Here is a 15,090-nt window from a genome sequence, read left to right as displayed (position 1 = left end):
GCACGACACGCGGTTTCCCGCACGACACGAGGAAGAACTATGCCCAAGGCGGCCAAACTTTTGCAAGTAAGCGGGTTGCGAACGGAGTTTTGCACCCCCGCCGGCGTCGTGCCGGCGGTCAGGGATGTTTCGTTTGATCTCGATCCGGGTGAAACGGTGGGCATTGTCGGCGAGTCCGGCTCGGGCAAGAGCGTGACTGCGTTGTCGATCCTGCGGCTGATCAAATCGCCGCCCGGCCGGATTGCCGCCGGCAGCGTCAGCTACAAGGGCATCGATCTTCTGGCGCAGGACGACGCCTATATGCGCTCGATCCGCGGAAACAGGATCTCGATGATCTTTCAGGAGCCGATGACCTCGCTCAATCCGCTGCTCACCGTGGGAGACCAGATCGCCGAGGTCATGCAATGGCATCAAAACTTGAGCCGCCGGGAAAGCATGAACCGCGCCATCGAGCTGCTGCGCAAGGTGCAGATCCCGTCGCCGGAAAAGCGGGTCAGGGATTACCCGCATCATATGTCGGGCGGCATGCGCCAACGCGTGATGATCGCCATCGCGCTGGCCTGCAACCCGGAAATCCTGATCGCGGATGAGCCGACAACGGCGCTGGATGTGACGATCCAGAGCCAGATCATGGATCTGATCCTGGGGTTGAAGGACGAGTTCGGCAGCGCGGTGCTGATGATCACCCATGACCTCGGCGTCATTGCCGAAATGGCGCAGCGGGTGATCGTGATGTATGCCGGACAGGTCGTCGAGGTCGGCTCGGTCTACGAGATATTCGACAGCCCGCAGCATCCCTACACCCAGGCACTGCTGCGATCGGTGCCCAAACTCGGCAGCCGGACGCAAGAGGGACGCCGCCGCCTGCAGGAGATTCCGGGCATGGTACCAAGTCTCATCGATTTTCCGGCCGGTTGTGCGTTCCGCGACCGCTGCTCGGTCGCCGGCCCCGAATGCGCCGGCAGCGCGATCGAACTGCAAGCGGTCGGCGAGAACCGCATGGCCCGGTGCATCAAAATTGGAACCCTGGCGGGAGCAATGACATGACGGCATCGGGCGCTCTGTTGACGGTCAACGATCTGAAGGTCCATTTTAACGCCAAGGCTTTGCCAATCCGCGCGGTCGATGGTGTGTCGTTTACCCTGGCGCGGGGCGAGACACTGGGCATCGTCGGTGAAAGCGGTTGCGGCAAGACCACGACAGGCATGTCGATAGTCAACCTGGTACAGGCCACCGGCGGCGATGTCGTCTTTGATGGGGTGGATATAACCCGCCTGCAATCCTTGCCCAGGGACAAGCAGTTGGAGTTGCGACGACGGATTCAGGTGGTTTTCCAGGATCCCTATTCGTCGCTCAATCCGCGCAAGACGTTGACGCAGACGCTGGACAAGCCGCTGAAGATTCACGGAATGACCGCCGCGGAACGCAAGGACCGGATCGCCTATCTTCTGGAAAAGGTGGGGTTGAGCCCCAGGCACGCAGACCGCTACCCGCATGAGTTCTCAGGTGGCCAGAGACAGCGGATCGGTATCGCGCGCGCGCTTTCGGTTGGCCCCGAGCTGATCATCTGCGATGAGGCGGTGTCGGCGCTGGATGTTTCGATCCAGGCGCAGATCATCAACCTGCTGCTGGATTTGCAGGAAGAATTCAACCTCTCCTACCTGTTCATCTCGCATGACCTTGCGGTCGTGGAACATGTCGCGGATCGGGTCGCAGTCATGTATCTGGGCAAGATCGTCGAGATCGCTTCATATCAGGCTTTGTTCTCAAATCCGCAGCATCCCTATACGCAGGCGCTTCTGTCCGCGATCCCGGTGCCCGATCCACGGAGCCGTGGCTCGCGGATTGTGCTTCAAGGTGACGTTTCAAGCCCTCTGAAGGCGCCGAGCAGTTGCCCTTTTCATACGCGATGCGTGCGCAAGACCGCTGTCTGCCAATCGGTTGCGCCAACCTTGAGGGCTATTGCCGAGGATCATTCGGTTTCCTGTCACAACCTGTGACGTTTCAGGCGTTCTCCGCCATTTTTAGGCGTGTGTCGGCGCGTCCATCCCGCAACGGATTGACTCTATGAAATTTGATTTGTAATTATAAAATAGATTACAGAAAGCAGATTGGTAATGACGCGGACAGTTTGCATAATCGGCGTTGGGCATTTTGCGGCGTATCTCGTCGCAGGTTTCGAGAACGCTGGCGGAACGACGGCCCTGCGGCTGTTTTCCCGCACGCGCAGCGGCGCGAGCGCGTTGCAGCTCGCCATCCGCGCGCCGCGGTGTTTGACACGCCGCAGGAGGCGATTGCCGGCGCGTCGGTCGTCATCGTGGCAACCCGCCCGGCGGATGTGGAGGCGGCGCTTGCAGGTCTGACCTTCTCGACGGATCAGGTCGTGGTGTCGGTCGCCGCCGGGGTGACGCTGGAACGCTTGCAGCGAGTGGTCGGCGGGGCAACGGCAGTGCGAGCGCTGCCGGTCGCCTGCGCTGCGATCAACAAGAGCCCGGTGTTGCTGATGCCGGACAATGCCGCGGCGCGTAACGTTCTGGAACAGTTTGGGCGCGTGCATGCCCTGCGAACGGAAGACCAGTTCGAGGCCGCGACCGCATTGGTCGGTGCCTTCTATGCGATGATGTTTCCGCTGATGGATCACCTTGCAGCCTGGAGCGCGACGCAGGGTCTGGACGGCGCCATGGCGCGCGCGCTGGTCGTCGAGACAATCGGCGGGGCGAGCGCCATGGCCGAGCACGACAGGACCGTACCTTTTCAGGACATTTGGGCGTCGCTCGCTGTTCCCGGAGGCATCTCCGAACGGGGCATGGAAGAGGTCGAAAGGGCCGGTGGCCTTGCCGCATGGAGCGGCGCGCTCGACGCCGTCGTCCGCAAGTTGAAGAGCGGCCTTTGACGATGCGACACATGCAAATCCGGATCGGAGGCTCGCTATGACCCAGACCAGGTTCGAACAGGTAACGCGGCAATCCCTGGCCGATCGGCTGCCCAATTGCGGAACCCTTTTGAACGAAGCGCGTGAAATTGCCAAAACCATCAGGATCGGGCGCACCGCGGCCTTCGACAAATGGGGCGTGGAATCGGAGGCTGAATTCAAACGGGCCTGCATCACGAGCGGTGAAATCAGCTATCACGCGCATATCGGCATGGGCAGCTGGGATCTGACCGAACGGGCGCTCGCCAATGTCTTTCATGAGGCCAACCTCAACAATATCGAGGTGCACCGCGCTGGTCTTTGCCTTGATCGCCGCATGGGCCTGCCCGAGGCGATGCGCAGCAAGGCTGCTGCGGAAACCGGCCCCTTGCTGGAAACACCCGCGCACTGGAGCCAGATCGGACAGATGACGCCGATCCAGCCGCATATGGGCGACTTCATGATCGGATTTCCCGCCTCGACCGGAAACACCGTGCAAGCTTTGCGCGCGGGTGTGACGACCATCGGCAACCTCTCGCAGTATTTCGCCCATGAGGCGCCGGGTTGGCACGATCACGTTGCAACTGCCGTGGAAACCACCAGATCGATCGCGATCCTCGGCGCGCTGCGGGATCGGGGCGTGATGCTGCATTCGTATCTTGAAGACGGATTCGGCGCGTTGTTTCTCGATTGCACGACGGTTGCGGGCTGGGCCTATCTTGAGAAATACATCGTTGAAGACCTGCTGGGCGCCAAGCTGTCTCATTGTATCGGCGGGTTGACGTCCGATCCCGTCAAGCGGGCCGGCTGGGTATTCGCGCTGAACGAGATCCATGACGGAAATTGCGTCGGCTCGATGTTCTACGGGGATACGATTTCCTTTTCGCGGAACTTCGACGAGAACCGTGGACTGGTTGCGGAGTATTTGCTCTGGGACATCATGGCACAACTGGAGTGCCCCACCGGCCATGCGGTTTTGCCGCTGCCCGTGACCGAGGCGTTCCGGTCCCCGTCCTGGGAAGAAATTGCCGAGGCGCAGATTCTGGGGCACCGAGTTGAAGCCACGGCTCGCCGTTTGCATTCGCGCGTGGATTTTTCCGACAGCCGCACGTTCGCCGATCACATGCGGCGTCACGGCAAACGGGTTTTCGAGAATGCCCTGAGCGGGCTCCGGGCCGCCGGCGTCGATACCGCGAACCCACTGCAAATGCTTTATACGCTCAAGAAACTGGGCCCGGCTTTGTTCGAGGAATTGTTTGGCGCGGGGCAACCGGACGCAACGGAATTGCGCGCGCGCACGGTGATCGTGCCCACCGATATCTTTGGCCAGTCCATCCAGTGTTACAAGGACAACCTGCCGCGGTTCGAACGGCCGGAACTCGCCGACAGGATCGCGGGCAAGAGGATACTCCTTGCCTCGACCGATGTGCATGAGCACGCGATCATGGTGCTGCACTGGCTTTTGACAAATACCGGCGCCGAGGTTGTCTATCTGGGCGCCGAAGCCGATCCCGACCAGGTCGCCGAAAAGGCCGGCGAAGGTCCGCTGGATGCAATCCTCATCAGCACGCACAACGGTATGGCGCTGGACTACGGCAAAATGCTGGTGAACGCGCTTGCGGAAAAACAGGTCCGCGCGCCGGTGCTGTTCGGGGGCGTTCTGAACCAGAAGCGCGGCGACCTCGATCTGCCGGTCGACGTTACGGCAGAGCTGGCCCAGGTCGGAATCCACACGGATTGCGGCCTTGGAAACCGGCTTGGCGCCCTTCTTACACTCGAGAAACCAACATGTGAGGAAAAGACATGATACACTTTGCCTATGGTTCCAATTTGCAAGTGAAGTTCCTGCACACGATCCTGCCGAGTGCGAAATTTCTGATGAAGGGCTATATCCCGAACTACGAAATTCGCTTCAATTTCTGGTCCAAGAAGCAGCAGGCCGGCATCAGCAACATCATCGAGGCGCCCGGAAAAATGGTGCATGGCGCGCTGTTCGAGGTGCCCGAGGCCGAAATGCGCGAGCTGGATGTCAAAGAAGGCTATTACATCGGGGACTATGACCGCAAAACCTTCATCGCGATGGGGGACGATGGCAAATGGCACGATGTGGAACTCTATCAGGTCATCGACCCGCAAGGCCCGTTCAAACCCTCGAGATCTTATGTCGAAGGCATGCTTGAAGGCGCCAAGGAACTGCAGCTTGAGCCCGCCTATGTCCAGACTATCGAGAAATTCTACCAGGACTCTCTCTAGGAGCATGTCGCCCAAAGTGTGCAGGCAGCGGTTTTGCGCGAGATGCGTAAAATCAAAGGCCTGACGCATTAGAAGCGGATTTGAACGATCGGGACCGCTTTGGGGACGATTGCTCAGATCCGCTTGCCGGACAGGGAGGCTAGAAGCATGTCGTACAAAAATGTGCAGGCAGCGGCTTCGCGCCAATGATGTGTGTAAAATCAATGGCCTGAAGCGTGGGAAGCGAATCTGGATGATCGAGGCACGCTTTAGAACTTGATCGCGGCTTTTTCATTGATCATCTGCTGCAGGTTCAGATAGGCGTGTTTTTCGCTGTTCTCGATGTGGTTTGACATCAAGGTTTTTGCGAGCGTCTCATCGCGAGCGATGATGGCATCGAGGATTAGTCCGTGATCGGCCTGGTTCGATTGCTCCCGGGTAACGTAGCCAAGGCTTGCCTTGTACTTCAGGTGCAGGACGTCGAAAACGGTCTTTAGGGCGTTGAGCCGGATAGGCTGCTTTGCCAGCCGCGCGATCGTCAGGTGAAAACCCATGTCCGTGATGAGTTTCTGGTGGGTCAGGTTTCCCGAGAGGGAGGCGAGATAGGCGTCATGCGCGGCCTGCAACTCGACGATGCCGGCCTGATCCAGCACTGCCATCATCTCCTCAAGCAAGACCAGCTCCAGCATCTTGCGAAACTTGTAGAGTTCCTCAACCTCTTCGAGCTTGAGGGCTTCAATGAAATACCCCTTGTTGGGCTCGCGCCGAACCAGCCCTTGGAACTCGAGGTATTTCAACGCCTGGATCACGGGCGTTACGCTCATGTCCATCTGTTCGGCGAGATCTTTGAAAGGTATTTTTTGGCCAGCGACAATTTCATTGTGAAACATCATCTGCCGGATGCCAAGATAGGCCTTATGGGTCAGATCGGGTGATGTCTGCGCCGGTTCAATTGGTTGCTTTGCCATCCGACATGTATTGCAGTTTTTGCGCGAATATTCAATATTCTAGCGGGGCGGAGTGCGGTATTTTCGGCTTCGAAAAACCAGAATTCCGCGCGCTGAAACCCATCGCAAAGGGCACGCCGAGGACCAGCAATATGCGGGGGCAGGGGCGCTGCTCAGCGCCCGATGCGGAGCGCTGCCCGTGACGCGCGGAGTTGAACCTAACCCCGTTCCAAGCCAAAACCAACCCAGCCGAGGAGACCTCTATGCCAGTACTGCCGCAGGTAGCGGAGCGCGCTGCCGAGCTTACAGCGATACGGCGCGATCTACACGCCCACCCGGAACTAGGTTTCCAGGAACACCGCACCTCGGCGATCGTCCAGGACTTGTTGACCCGGTATGGCGTCGACCACGTCCATGCCGGGATGGGGACGACTGGCGTGGTGGGTATAATCCGTGGCAAACGCGAGGGGACCCGGCGGGTCGGGCTGCGGGCGGACATGGATGCGCTGCCGATTCATGAGGCGACTGAGCTTCCGTACGCTTCGCGAACCGATGGCATCATGCATGCATGCGGCCATGACGCTCACACCACCATGCTCCTGGGCGCAGCGCATTATTTGGCCGCCACCCGCAATTTCGCCGGCACGGCGGTGCTGATCTTCCAACCCGCAGAGGAGGGCTTGGGCGGGGCGCAAACGATGATGGCAGACGGGCTGTTCGACAGGTTCCCGTGTGACGAAGTGTACGGAATGCACAACAATCCGAATGGAACCCCCGGGCTTGTCAAGATCAAGCCGGGCGTGGCGATGGCCGGCGCTTGTTTTTTCGATATCACGGTGCGGGGTGTTGGCAGCCACGCCGCAATGCCGGAAGATGGCTGCGATTCGATCATGATCGTATCGGCCCTGGTGGGCGTTTTGCATTCCATTGTTAGCCGGAACATCCCGCCGACAAAGCCGGCGGTGTTGTCCGTGACCAGGATCAATGGCGGAAACGCATACAATGTCCTGCCTGACACCGCGACGATTGCAGGCACCGTTAGGTACTTCCACGACGATGTCCGCGACCTGATCACAAGCAGGATCAAAGACATCTGCGCCGGGCTCGCCAGGATGCACGGCATCGAGATCGACGTGGAAATCCGAAATGTCTTTGACGTTCTGGTGAACGACGTGGACCTGTCTGATGCCTTTCTTTCGGCCGCCGCCGAGATTGTCGGCGCCGAAAACATCCGCGTTTCCGAAGATCTTGTGACCGGAAGTGAGGATTTTGCGGATATGCTGAAAGCAGTCCCGGGAGCGTATTGCACGCTCGGCCACGGCGGAACTATTCCGGTGCACAATCCGCGCTATGTGTTTGATGATGCGATTTTGCCGGTTGCGCCAGCATCATGGCGCGGATTGTGGAACGACGGTTGCAAATCTGAAAAGCTGCGGCTTAGGTTTAGAGGTCAGGCTGAACAGCCCCGAGGTCTGCAAGGGCAAAGCCGATCAGGCGGCTGAGACGAGAACTGACCCGCGTCACCGAAGAACGCGACATTTAAAAGGATGATCTGACGGCAGCCAGAGACGACATCATCGATATCGCCCGCTCGCTGGTCAGGCAGGGAAGGTGAGGGGACGAGTACTGGTGGCTGTTTCTGATGCGACCCTCAATCAAACGGAGCGGCTTGCCGGGCCTAGGCTTCCCGGATCCCGGCCGTTAGCCGTCGCGATGCTGATCCTCCGAGACGAGGCTTTTAACCGGTCAAACCGCATGCGTCCGTGGTGATCATCGCTGCCGACAGGGTTGCGACGAGCCTCGGCCAGGCCCGGAAAGCAACGCGGGCGCGCAAAGAAGCGACCTGCCCGCCATCTATCATCCCACTCCCTGACTGCGATCCTGGTACCGCGCACATGAGCCGCAGACTGAAATCTCCATAGCCTTCGACTGTGGCCCGCGGGTTCCTTCCTCGGGGACTTTCGTACGCCTCGCGGCGCCCGAAACTCTTCACGTTAGCCGGCGGACTGCTTGCGGGAAGCAGGCGCTGAAAGCTGACAGCGGCTCGAGGGTCCGCTTTTGACCCGCAGCAGACGATGCTGCCGCCGCCGCGATGCATGACCTCGAATGACCGGTCTATGGCAGGGAAAGATCGGGACGCTTGCGCTTCCTGCGCGAGCAGGCTAAACACTGAACTATATGGTTCAGTATATTAGTCCTCCCCTCGATCTCTCATTTGCGGCGCTGTCCGATGCGACCCGCCGCGGGATAATCGATCAGCTTGGGCTAGGCGACGCGTCGATCACCAGTCTCGCGGATAAGTTCCAGATGACACTGACCGGCATGAAGAAGCACATCCAGGTTCTCGAGCGGGCGGGGCTCGTCGTCACGCAGAAGGTCGGACGGGTGAGAACCTGCAAGCTTGGGAAACGCGGCCTCAAGGCAGAGGCCGAGTGGATCGAGGCGCATCGGAAGCTCTTCGAGGCCCGCTTCGAAGCATTGGACGAAATCCTCAGCGAAATGAAAAAGGAGGGAAGCGATGAATCAGCAAGTTAACAGTCCAAGTGGTGAGCAGAACCGCATGTCAGTCGAGCGCAGAGGGGATCGCGAACTCGTCGTAACGCGGACATTCAATGCGCCGCCGAGCACGGTTTACAGGGCGTGGAGCCAGCCCGAGCTGTTCCAGCGCTGGTGGGTGCCAAAATCGGCATCTGGTGTTTCGCTCGTATTGTGCGATATGGACGTCCGTACCGGCGGCAAATATCGGCTGGAATTCGGCGCCGGCGGTTCGGACACCATGGCCTTCTACGGCAAGTATCTCGAGGTGGTGCCGAACGAGCGCATCGTCTGGACCAACGACGAGGGCGAAGAGGGCGCGGTCACGACAGTGACCTTCGAGGACCAGGGCGGGAAGACGCTGCTGAATTTCCACGAAATCTATCCGTCCAAGGAGGCGCTTGAGGAAGCACTACAGGGCTCGGCGGCCGCATTGCCGGAACAGCTGGAGCAGCTCGACGAATTGCTTTCCAGTAAAGGCGAATAGCGCGGGTCGGGAAACTCGCCTCGGGGGGGGGACGGCCGAAACGGGCGATTCCGCTCGGTGCCGTCGCGGCTGTTGTGCGCCCACCTGACTGACCTGCCGGAGATGCTGCGGCGCCTCATCGATCAGGCGGTCGGCGATCGATAGCGTCGACGGCAATGGAAGGCGATGGGTTGGAACCTTCCGTCCGCATTCGAAGACATGTGGCACTGGAGGCAGACCAGCGCAACCCGCCCCTTGCAATCGAGACGCTACTGTCGCTTCGCACGGTTTGCGGTCAGTGGCGCTGTCCCGAGGGAGGCGCCCGGGGCAGAGGGACCCCCACGGGCAATCCGATGCACTAAACGGTGCTGAAGCGGCGCCACGGCCTTCGCCTTGAAGTGGGCATTTTTCACAAACATAGGATCAAGCAAGAAAATGTGGTAAGCGCCAGCCAAAGGGAAAATAATCGTGAGTGAGCCGACCGTAGCAGATGCAACAAACCGCATTTATGAATCGCTCCAGGCGGACAATGCCGACATCGATGTGCATATCGCGACCCTCAAGGAAGCGTTGGTGCGGGTAGGTTTGAAAGAGGCCGTGTTCGACCCTGCTAAGCTCATGCAAAATAATCGTTCTGGCAGGAAGCTTATGCAGGCCTACTTTCGCCAGCGCGGCGTGACGGTGAAGTTCTCGGCTTCATGAAGCTTCCATTGACGCCAGACAGGTCGCATTTGGACGGCCGGATCACCCTCAATGGCCTGACACCCAAGTTTTGACCTCAAGCGCGAATTGAAGTGCCGCCGCCGTTCCGGGCGGGCTGCCCAAGCAATTTGGTAGCGATCGGCCATAAATCAGTCATTCCAGCCCGGCCAAGTTCATGTCTTGCCGAATGAACGTGTATCAGGGGGGAATGGTAAAAACTGGGTCATTGGTTCTGATCCGCGGATATTTTCCCTGGCCGATGGCGAAGGATGGCGTGGCGCACCTGACACAGGCCCCACTTTCCATGCTTGTCGAGGGGATCGACTGGCGTCGACCGGCGTGGGCTTACGCAAAGTTGCTCTTGAACCATTTGATTTCATCTTTGACGGTGATCCAACTCTCCATTGATTCATCGGAGCGCTGCTCTTCGATGGTCGCGATCGTTCGGATCCACGGCGTGGCGCCATGGCGCTTCCGGGCAACGTAGTTCGGATGCGGCATTCTATCTGCGATGCTGACGTCAATGCTCTTGAGGTAGCGTGAGCGCGCACTTGGTCACAACGGCTGTTCGAACAGCCGTCGTCTGCCGAATGAAGACAGCTTAGCTAGCGTCCCCCTTCGGAAGCGCCAGCGCCGTCTTGCTGGCATTTTCAGAGTCAACGATGTCGGCCAGTTGGTTCTGGAATGCGATGAAGAGCCGGTAGGCTCCGTGGGCGGCCTTGCCCGGCATGGTTCCGTTCTGCGTTTCGCACGTGAAGGAGAGTTCTGCGACGCTCGGCTTGGCCTCAGGCCCATCGAAGCACCAAAGGCTCAACGTGAATTTGCCATCGATGTTATCGCTGAACTTTGCCTTGGCTCTCTTGAATGCGTATTCGTGGATCATTGATCCGCCGACCAAATCTGCACTGGTCGCCTGCTCGCCGATCAGGTCTCCCACCCCAGGGAACATTCCAAAAACATCGGCGAGCCTTACGGGCCGCTGCTGCGAGTTGCCTTCGATGGTCGTAGAGAGGGAAAACCGGTTTCTCGTCGACCTCTTGACGGGAACAATGACGCGAGTCCCCGCTCCTGGACCGACAACTTCGAGCGGACCGATGTCTTCCTCAAATTTTGTCTCTGGGCCCTCACCGTCCTCAGCGAAGGACGTCGTCGCGACCACGAACTGATCGGGCATGCGTAGCTTCAAGGTTGTCTCGAATGTACCGGCCGAAACAAAGTTCTCATCCATCTCTTCGCGCGTTCGCAGGATGAGATCGTTTCTCGACAGGACGCAGTCCGCCGTATCCCAGAACCGGATGGTTGTATGGACTACCCTCTCGAAGGGTTCAGGTTCCTCGTCTATCAGCGAGACAATTCCCGCAATCCGCGACGTCCAAAACGCGTTGGCGGATTGTAGCGTTGGTTTTGCCTGAAACTCACTCGCCTTAAGTAGTAGTTTGTATTCTCGTGCAGCAAGCACGTGTCCCATGATCCCAGTCCTCCCGGGAATCCGGCAACCAAGGATTTCGCCCTTTGCGATCACACCCGTAGATTGCGGTTAAATTAGCCGTAACGCAAGTACAAGCGGAGATAGACCGATCAGAATAATTTACAAGTTCTGGCGCGATCATGAACTTAAGCGATGCGTTTAGAGGAATATCGCAATGGTGCCGAGGACGGTTTCCAATGTGCGATTGAGCTGATGGCATGAATGTAAGTGTCGAGAGCACGCCGGCAGTCTCGCCGATGGGCTTGGCGAAAAACGCCATGCAGATCTACTTGCACCGGATCGTCGGCGCCTTCGTCGGATCGGCCCATGGCACCGAGCAACTGTATTCCCGCGCATTCTCCGGGGCGCGACGCCACAGCCAACGCGTCGAACGACTTCCGCGACGAGGATCTCGACGGTCCAGTCGGCTACGACAGCGCCGACCAACGAAATGATATTACCGGAATGCAAGCGCTCGCAATGACCCCTCGGCGACAACCTCGGGGTTCTCTTCTTCCTGATCCCGACGGGCAGCACACACGTTCGCGCTTTGCCCCAAGACTTACAGGCGAAGAGTGTAGCGGAACTACTGAACAACTCTCAAAGCACGCGGGAGCACAGGTTTAACCGCGCGAGAGAACTTCTGAAAGACGCGGGCGTGGGTCGGATCTCCACAGCGCTTATTGACTCCGCCTTTTTCTCCGCCGAAAAGAATTCTTACCACAGAGGGAGATGATTTATGGCTGACGAGAACAGTTCGGGCTCGACTACCGACGTTGTAGAAACGGCTGCACCGGCAGAAATACCGGCGCCTAAAAAACAGCGCGCGCCAAGGCGTCCGAAGGCAATTGCCGAAGCGTCTGCAACACCACTCGTGAAAGCACGCAGGGGCCGCAAGAAGCGTAGCGAACAAGGCGTAGACGCGAACCAAACGTCTACCGAAACGCAAGTCGCTGGCAACAGCGCGGCGAAGGACCTCACTAAAGGCACGAGAAAAAAGCGGGCGCCAAAGCAAGCCGAGCGATCGGCTAACGTGCCTCTTCCGGCGATGGATGAGATGGCAGACCTTATTCAGCTCGAAGAAGAAAATAAGCGGCTCCGGAAGACTCTGGCAGACAAGCTGCGTGCCGAAAACGCAGACCTGCGCAAGCGGCTCGGACTCGATTGATCACCGAGGGGCGGTTGAGCGATCGACCGTGTCCACTACATTCGTGGTCGGACAGATTTTCGCCGGGCTCACGTCGTGAGCCCGGAACTCAAATTGCGGAAACGTCGTGGTGCGGGCTGCTCGAGGTTGAAGCGCAATGAAATCACCTTGGAAATTCCTTACTCAATTGGTGTCGCGGCGAGGGCCGCCCGAGACACCAGGGGGTTCGGTTGGGCATGATGCTGATGCTATGGCAAACGAAAACACAGCGCAGCGAGCGTCGGCGCCTGCACAAAACCCAACGGAAGCACCCCGCCGATCTGAGCACGGTGAAAACCGATCTGCTGGGCTCGTAGCGACCGCATCTTCAGATCAAACTGAACCTGAGGTCGATACCGCGCGCGTTGGCGACGGGCCAGGGAATGTTGAAGAGGCCCAAGCACCCGCGCGTCAAGAAGTCAGCCGATCCAGTGCAGAAGCGCATCCGATACTGCCGGAAAGCGAGACCGGCAAAAAGCCTCCACGAACAACACGGGCAAAGAAGCCAGGACATGCGAAGAATTCCCGTACGGACGTGATTGCGCAGAGCGAAGCCGTGGTAAACAGCGATCAAAATGCACGATCTTCTTCGTCTGGAGGGGTGTTCTTTGACGAGGTGTTAGGCCTTGACGATGAAATCCAGCAACTGAGAATTCAATTGGCTCGAAAGCTGCATTTGCAGAATGTTCAGCTTAAGAAGATGCTTGAGCGTTTCGATATATCCTGAGCCTGCCCTACAATCTCAAAGATCGGACACATATGAAAACACCACAACGAAAGTTCGTTGTCGAACTCAAATCGCGCGCGACGGTCGTCCATGCGGCCTACCTCCATCTGGGGCGACACAGATCTCAAGGCTCTGGTGCGTGAGGCTGAAGCTGACGCGCCGCATCTTTTCGAACCCGGTGTGGTCTCAGAGGCTCGGGCCCAAGACCGCGATCCGCAGCCGGACCCGAGACTGGAAACTCACGTCACGGAGAACACTCAAACCGGTGACGGTGAGCTGATTACAGCCTCCCCAGTGGAGGCGGAGCAAACCTATCCATCACCGCAAGATAATGATCCACCTTTCAATTCAGTTTCAGAATCGAAAGAGGAATCTTCAGCGCCGCGTTCTCCACGAGGAGCGAGGCGCCGGCGCCAGGTGAGTGTCAAAACTGAGGCTACGAGAAGCATGCCGATTGCGCGATCGACCGCCGTGTCGGGCGGAGAACCTGTCGACGAGTTGACCGCGCTTGAAGAGGAGAATCAGCGGCTCAAGGGCCAGCTGACAGAACATCTTCTTCAACAAAATATGCGTCTTCGAAAGATGCTTGCGCGTTTTGGTGTCGTTTGAATTCCACAGCGTAGCGCCAAATGAGCCACACAGTTGCGCCTAACGAAAGGCGGCGACGATCAGCCAGATTCAGCAGCGAATAGCTTCGTGACATCCCAAAATCTTCAAGGGTAAGCCATTGAAATCATTGGATTGTCTCACTTCGAATTAGAATGTACCTTTTGTGCTTCGAGGATCGCATAATGTATCGTTCGGAATGAGCTCTCGGGGCAGAGACGGGTCGCACACGGCCGGCCGCTCTATGCTTCCGATTACGACTTCAACGACGATCTCCTGACCGTCGACGCGAAGTTATGGGTAGGGCTTGATCGCGACTGCCTCGGAGCCGATAAGAGCGCGAAGGCATAGGGAGATCGTCGCCGTGAGAGCACTGATCCAGCGCGTTTCATCTGCGCGCGTCACCATCGACGGTGCGGTGACGGGGGAAATCGGCAATGGTCTGTTGGTCTTCGTATGTGCGATGAAGGGCGACACTGAAACGGAAAGCGAATGGCTGGCGCGCAAGATCGCCAACCTGCGCATCTTCAGGGACGATGCGGATCGCATGAACCGCTCGCTTGTCGATGTGGGCGGCTCAGCTCTGATCGTCAGCCAGTTCACGTTGGCCGCCGAGACGAAAGGCAACCGCCCGGGCTTTTCTACGGCTGCGCCGCCGGACGAGGGCAAACGCCTTTATGAGAACTTCTCTGCCAATGTCTCGGCACTTGGCGTTGCCGTTGCGAATGGCGTCTTCGGCGCGGACATGCGGGTGGAATTGGCCAACGACGGTCCTGTAACGATCTGGCTGGATACGACGTCCAGTTAACCGGTCAAACCGCACGCGAACGGGCTCTGGCCGCTTGTGCGGTCGGCGCCTGGTGCGCTCATTTTTGTGTCACAGCGTCACTGCGCCCAGGCCTGCCTGTGGCACCGTTCGCTGCTCGTCGCCTCGATTGTAGCGTCGCAATCCGAATTCCGAGCGAATCCACGGCTTCCACGCACGTCAGCTGGTAGCCGCCGTTCACGCAACCGGCGCATCAAGACGTCGATCCATTGATCGAGTGGTTCGCGCGCCAGCCCCTGGGGCCGAGATCGAGGAACTGATCCCGAGAGAGAAAACGCGGCCAGGATCGTTGGAGAGTCGAGTAGATATTTGATTCAGAAGGCTTCGTTTGTGGTGCCTGGTGCAATTAGTCGCCCAGCAGAAATTCGGATTTATGCATTCGACGCATGAATTGTATGTCGATATCTCGTTTGCGCGGGCCGAGCCGTCAGGACTAGGCTGACATCAATCCAGAACAACAGTGAAGCGCGAAGCTTCGGGGAAC

Annotated in this window: 16 protein-coding genes and 1 pseudogene; 14 read left to right on the top strand and 3 right to left on the bottom strand. The window is 58.5% G+C overall.

What is annotated here, in order from left to right:
• Positions 1-39: 39 nt before the first annotated feature.
• The 5 genes from BKP54_RS21080 (at position 40) to BKP54_RS21060 (ending at position 5,164) form a co-directional block, all read left to right on the top strand.
• Positions 40-1,047 carry an ABC transporter ATP-binding protein gene (locus tag BKP54_RS21080; RefSeq protein WP_084814806.1) on the top strand — a complete coding sequence of 336 codons (1,008 nt, stop codon included), beginning with the start codon at positions 40-42 and terminating at the stop codon, positions 1,045-1,047.
• On the top strand, positions 1,044-2,000 hold the full coding sequence (locus tag BKP54_RS21075; RefSeq protein WP_025430871.1) for an oligopeptide/dipeptide ABC transporter ATP-binding protein: 957 nt from the start codon (positions 1,044-1,046) through the stop codon (positions 1,998-2,000). The genes BKP54_RS21080 and BKP54_RS21075 overlap by 4 nt, the downstream gene beginning before the upstream one ends.
• A 74-nt stretch (positions 2,001-2,074) precedes the next feature.
• The gene (locus tag BKP54_RS21070) at positions 2,075-2,893 is read left to right on the top strand and encodes a pyrroline-5-carboxylate reductase dimerization domain-containing protein (protein WP_128090460.1); all 819 of its coding nucleotides are present in this window, start codon (positions 2,075-2,077) and stop codon (positions 2,891-2,893) included.
• 109 nt (positions 2,894-3,002) lie between these two features.
• Positions 3,003-4,718 (top strand): cobalamin-dependent protein, encoded by a 1,716-nt coding sequence (locus BKP54_RS21065; RefSeq protein WP_198956852.1) that lies wholly within the window; start codon positions 3,003-3,005, stop codon positions 4,716-4,718.
• On the top strand, positions 4,715-5,164 hold the full coding sequence (locus tag BKP54_RS21060; RefSeq protein WP_025430868.1) for a gamma-glutamylcyclotransferase family protein: 450 nt from the start codon (positions 4,715-4,717) through the stop codon (positions 5,162-5,164). The genes BKP54_RS21065 and BKP54_RS21060 overlap by 4 nt, the downstream gene beginning before the upstream one ends.
• A gap of 248 nt (positions 5,165-5,412) precedes the next feature.
• On the opposite strand, the gene BKP54_RS21055 is transcribed toward BKP54_RS21060, so the two are convergent.
• Entirely contained in the window at positions 5,413-6,111 is a 699-nt protein-coding gene (locus BKP54_RS21055) for a GntR family transcriptional regulator (protein ID WP_025430867.1), read from the bottom strand.
• A gap of 242 nt (positions 6,112-6,353) precedes the next feature.
• Between BKP54_RS21055 and BKP54_RS21050 the strand changes: the two genes are divergently transcribed.
• The 4 genes from BKP54_RS21050 to BKP54_RS21035 all read left to right on the top strand — a co-directional run bounded on the left by BKP54_RS21050 (position 6,354) and on the right by BKP54_RS21035 (position 9,793).
• On the top strand, positions 6,354-7,592 hold the full coding sequence (locus BKP54_RS21050; protein ID WP_348626750.1) for a M20 aminoacylase family protein: 1,239 nt from the start codon (positions 6,354-6,356) through the stop codon (positions 7,590-7,592).
• Positions 7,593-8,268: 676 nt separating this feature from the next.
• A complete protein-coding gene (locus BKP54_RS21045) occupies positions 8,269-8,625 on the top strand; it encodes a helix-turn-helix domain-containing protein (protein WP_025430826.1) in 357 nt (118 codons plus the stop codon).
• Positions 8,609-9,112: an SRPBCC family protein gene (locus BKP54_RS21040; RefSeq protein ID WP_084814803.1), complete on the top strand. Its 504-nt coding sequence runs from the start codon at positions 8,609-8,611 to the stop codon at positions 9,110-9,112. Before BKP54_RS21045 ends, BKP54_RS21040 begins: the two co-directional genes overlap by 17 nt.
• A 444-nt stretch (positions 9,113-9,556) precedes the next feature.
• Entirely contained in the window at positions 9,557-9,793 is a 237-nt protein-coding gene (locus BKP54_RS21035; protein WP_025430824.1) for a hypothetical protein, read from the top strand.
• 345 nt (positions 9,794-10,138) lie between these two features.
• Here the strand turns inward: BKP54_RS21035 and BKP54_RS35890 are convergent, their stop codons facing one another.
• Together BKP54_RS35890 and BKP54_RS21030 are read right to left on the bottom strand one after the other, a co-directional pair.
• Positions 10,139-10,294, bottom strand: a complete 156-nt coding sequence (locus tag BKP54_RS35890) for a hypothetical protein (protein WP_158071713.1) — start codon at positions 10,292-10,294, stop codon at positions 10,139-10,141.
• A gap of 100 nt (positions 10,295-10,394) precedes the next feature.
• On the bottom strand, positions 10,395-11,261 hold the full coding sequence (locus BKP54_RS21030; RefSeq protein WP_025430823.1) for a hypothetical protein: 867 nt from the start codon (positions 11,259-11,261) through the stop codon (positions 10,395-10,397).
• A 260-nt stretch (positions 11,262-11,521) separates the two neighbouring features.
• Between BKP54_RS21030 and BKP54_RS36640 the strand changes: the two are divergent.
• The 5 genes and pseudogenes from BKP54_RS36640 to dtd all read left to right on the top strand — a co-directional run.
• Positions 11,522-11,711 (top strand): annotated as a pseudogene (locus tag BKP54_RS36640) (hypothetical protein); the annotation flags it as partial.
• Between the two features lie 289 nt (positions 11,712-12,000).
• A complete protein-coding gene (locus BKP54_RS21020; RefSeq protein WP_084814802.1) occupies positions 12,001-12,429 on the top strand; it encodes a SyrB-like regulator in 429 nt (142 codons plus the stop codon).
• A gap of 229 nt (positions 12,430-12,658) precedes the next feature.
• Complete coding sequence (locus BKP54_RS35250; RefSeq protein WP_128090459.1) at positions 12,659-13,174, top strand: hypothetical protein; 516 nt, start codon at positions 12,659-12,661, stop codon at positions 13,172-13,174.
• A gap of 90 nt (positions 13,175-13,264) precedes the next feature.
• On the top strand, positions 13,265-13,783 hold the full coding sequence (locus BKP54_RS21015; RefSeq protein WP_245317869.1) for a hypothetical protein: 519 nt from the start codon (positions 13,265-13,267) through the stop codon (positions 13,781-13,783).
• Positions 13,784-14,144: 361 nt separating this feature from the next.
• Positions 14,145-14,588, top strand: coding sequence for a D-aminoacyl-tRNA deacylase (dtd, locus tag BKP54_RS21010; RefSeq protein WP_025430821.1), 444 nt, complete (start codon positions 14,145-14,147; stop codon positions 14,586-14,588).
• Positions 14,589-15,090: the final 502 nt, after the last annotated feature.

Source organism: Ensifer sp. 1H6, from assembly GCF_001976035.1.
In the GTDB taxonomy this organism is placed as follows: Bacteria; Pseudomonadota; Alphaproteobacteria; order Rhizobiales; family Rhizobiaceae; genus Ensifer; species Ensifer canadensis.
Note: the sequence above shows the minus strand (reverse complement) of the source record. Positions and strands in the feature narration are given on the sequence as shown.